The sequence below is a fragment of the Caulobacter sp. P1_B12_2 genome (genome assembly GCF_056406675.1).
On record NZ_JBFTZS010000500.1, the window covers coordinates 1 to 3,114 of the forward strand.

The 3,114-nt window shown below is 69.4% G+C and carries 3 protein-coding genes; 2 read left to right on the plus strand and 1 reads right to left on the minus strand.

All coding sequences use genetic code 11. The features are described 5' to 3' along the window. Positions 1–231: 231 nt before the first annotated feature. Positions 232–1,257, plus strand: coding sequence for a L,D-transpeptidase (locus AC1DZ6_RS22210; protein ID WP_477099294.1), 1,026 nt, complete (start codon positions 232–234; stop codon positions 1,255–1,257). Positions 1,258–1,420: 163 nt separating this feature from the next. On the opposite strand, the gene AC1DZ6_RS22215 is transcribed toward AC1DZ6_RS22210, so the two are convergent. Next, positions 1,421–2,545, minus strand: a complete 1,125-nt coding sequence (locus AC1DZ6_RS22215) for an aminotransferase-like domain-containing protein (RefSeq protein ID WP_477099295.1) — start codon at positions 2,543–2,545, stop codon at positions 1,421–1,423. 73 nt (positions 2,546–2,618) lie between these two features. Here AC1DZ6_RS22215 and AC1DZ6_RS22220 point away from each other — a divergent pair, with 73 nt between their 5' ends. Beyond that, positions 2,619–3,059, plus strand: a complete 441-nt coding sequence (locus tag AC1DZ6_RS22220) for a MarR family winged helix-turn-helix transcriptional regulator (protein ID WP_477099296.1) — start codon at positions 2,619–2,621, stop codon at positions 3,057–3,059. Positions 3,060–3,114 lie beyond the last annotated feature (55 nt).

Below are 3,114 nucleotides of genomic sequence, written 5' to 3' on the forward strand. Positions count from 1 at the left end.
ATTCCCGCCCTTGTGGCGGGAACCCCTCTGTCCGCTGCAAGGGCAGGGGTGTGGCGCGCCAGCGCGCCAAGGCGTYTCACCGTCAGCTGAACTAGGGGTTCCCGCCACAAGGGCGGGAATGACGGTTGATAGGGTTGGCGCGCCGGGCCTGAAGATTGTCGCTGGCTGGTGTTGAGGCCGCTCGACCCCATGTAGCGTTCCGATGGCGTTCCTCACCCGTTCGGAGACAGCATGTCGAAACCCATCCCCCGCGAGACGAGCACCCGGCGCGCCTTGATCGCCATGGGCCTGGCGGCGGCGTTCTGCGCCACCACCGCCCACGCCCAGGGCGCCAAGGCCAGTTCGGCGGCCGAGTTCGCGCGGATGGCCGATCAGCTGAAGCCCGGCGAGTGGGTCTGGGCGCCGCAGATCGCGCCCAAGGGGCCGCTGCTGGTCTATGTCGACCTGTCGCGCCAGCTGGCCACGGTCTATCGCAACGGCGTGCGGATCGCGGTCAGCACGGTCTCGTCCGGACGCGAGGGCTACGAGACCCCGACCGGGGTGTTCACGATCCTGCAGAAGGACGCCGATCACAAATCCAACGTCTACAACAGCGCCCCCATGCCCTATCAGCAGCGGCTGACCTGGGACGGGGTGGCGCTGCACGCCGGCGGCCTGCCGGGCTATCCCGAAAGCCACGGCTGCGTGCACATGCCGATGGGCTTCTCCCAGGCGCTGTTCAAGATCACCACCCTGGGAGCGACCGTCGTGGTGGCCGGCGACGCGGCCCAGCCGATGCAGGCCAGCGACGCTTCGCTCTTGGCGCCTATCGACGCCGCTGGCGTCGCGCGTCCGCTGGAGACCCTGGCCGACCAGGACTTCCGCTGGACGCCCGAGCGCGCCCCGACCGGCCCGCTGACCATCGTGGTCTCCAAGCGCGACCAGGCCATCGTGGTGCTGCGCAACGGCGTCGAGATCGGCCGCAGCCGGGCCCAGATCGCCGACGACGACCCCGGCACCCACGTGATCAACCTGACCACCGGACCGGGCGGCGCCCCGCGCTGGATCTATGTCGGCGTGCCGGGCCACGACGCCGACGCCGGCCAGGCGCTGGACGAGGCGATCCTCAACCGCGTGAAGCTGCCGCGCGGCTTCTACGAGGCGGTGAAGGGCGAGCTGAAGCCGGGCGCGACGATCCTGGTCACCCAGTCCAGCGTCGGCGAGGGCGAGCCGGGCCGGCCCCTGACCATCCTGGACAGCGTGACGCCGACGCCTTGAGGCTGACCGTTCCGCCACCAAACAGGACTGTCATCCCGGACAAGCGCGCAGCGCGCAGATCCGGGACCGACGCGTGAACTCGGTGCTTCCGGCGGTCCCGGATCGGCGGCCCTTCGGGCCTTGTCCGGGATGACAGCTTTTGGAAGGCGGTTGACCTCGAGCCTCAGCTTCGCAGCAGCTCCGCGATCACCGCCAGCCCTCGCTCGGCCGCCTCGGGCTCGGCCAGGCTGAAGTTCAGGCGGATCGTGGAACTGGCGCCGCCCTCGGCCAGGAAGTGGCTGCCGGGGGTGAACAGCACGCCGCGTTCGACCGAGCGCTTCAGCAGGTCCTCGACATCGACCTCGCCCGCCAGGGTCACCCAGAAGAACAGCCCGCCCGGCGGCAGCGACCACGAGGCCAGATTGCCCAGATGCCGGGTCAGGGCGTCGGCGAAGGCGTCGCGCTTGCGGCGATAGAGGGCGGCGACCTGCTCCAGGCGCTCGGCGCGGCCCGGATCGTTCAGATATTGCAGCACCATCCACTGGCTGAGCCGGTTGGTGTGCAGGTCGGCCGCCTGCTTCAACTGGACCAGCAGCGGGAACAGGTCGGGCGAGGCGGTCAGGTAGCCCAGGCGCAGGCCGGGCGCGACGGTCTTGGAGAACGAGCCCTGATAGATCCAAGACCCGCCCGTCAGGCCGGCGCAAACCGGCGTGCGGTCGCAGGGCTCGTAGACCAGGTCGCGATAGGGATCGTCCTCGAACAGGATCACGTCGTTGGCTTGGCAGGCCCGGGCCATGGCGGCGCGCTCGTCGGCGCTCCAGCAATGGCCGCTCGGATTCTGGAAGGTGGGAATGACATAGGCCATTGAAGGAGGGGCGTCGGCCCAGCCGGCCCCGGGGTCGGTCCGGTCGATGATCTCGAACCGGGCGCCGTAGAAGCGGAACACCTGCAGGGCGGCCAGGTAGGCGGGCGACTCCACGGCCAGGGTCGTGCCCGCGTCGATCACAAGCTTGGCGGCCAGGTCGATGCCCTGCTGCGAGCCGGACAGCACGAGGATGCGGTCGGCCTCGGTGTCCAGGCCCAGGGCCGTCAAGTCTTCGGCGATCTTGGCGCGCAGGGCCGGTTCGCCCTCGGTGGGGCCGTATTGCAGCAGGTCGCGCGGCGGCGGGGGCAGGTCGAGGCCGGCGAAGGTCTCGGGCGAGGGCAGGCCGCCGGCGAACGAGATCATGCCCGGGCGCTGCGATACGTTGAGCATGTCGCGCACCGGCGAGGGCTTGATGTCACCGCTCCGCACCGACAAACGCGCCATCGCCAGTCTCCCAAACAGCGTCAATGATCTTGACCTATCGACACAATGAGACGGCGCGGCCTAATGTGTCAATATGGTTGACCTGAACGATCCTGCCCTTTCTGACGATCTGCATGGGGCGATCGAGCAATTCTATTTCGCCTATCGCGGCTTTACAGACCGTCCCGACCGCATTCTGGAAAAGCGGGGGCTCGGCCGTGTGCATCACCGCATCCTCTATTTCATCGGCCGCCGACCCGACGTGTCGGTGCGCGGCCTGCTCGACCTGCTGGCCGTCAGCAAGCAGGCCCTGAACGCCCCGCTGCGCCAGCTGATGGAGATGGGCCTGGTCGGCGCCGAGGCCTCGCCCGACGACCGCCGCGTCAAGCGCCTGAGCCTGACGGAGGCCGGCCGCAAGCTGGAAGCCGACCTCACCGAAGCCCAGACCCGGCACCTGCGGGCCGCGTTTGATCGCGCGGGAGCGGAGGCGCAGCGGGGGTGGAGCGCGGTGATGGGGGAGATGGTGAAGGGGTAGTGGCTCACTGACTTGCCCCCACCTGGCGCTTCGCCGCCTGTCCGCCCCCATGGGG

Coding starts and splice junctions, on each gene's coding strand:
- AC1DZ6_RS22210 (WP_477099294.1), top strand. CDS start 232: ATGTCGAAACCCATCCCCCGCGAGACGAGCACCCGGCGCGCCTTGATC.
- AC1DZ6_RS22215 (WP_477099295.1), bottom strand. CDS start 2,545: ATGGCGCGTTTGTCGGTGCGGAGCGGTGACATCAAGCCCTCGCCGGTG.
- AC1DZ6_RS22220 (WP_477099296.1), top strand. CDS start 2,619: ATGGTTGACCTGAACGATCCTGCCCTTTCTGACGATCTGCATGGGGCG.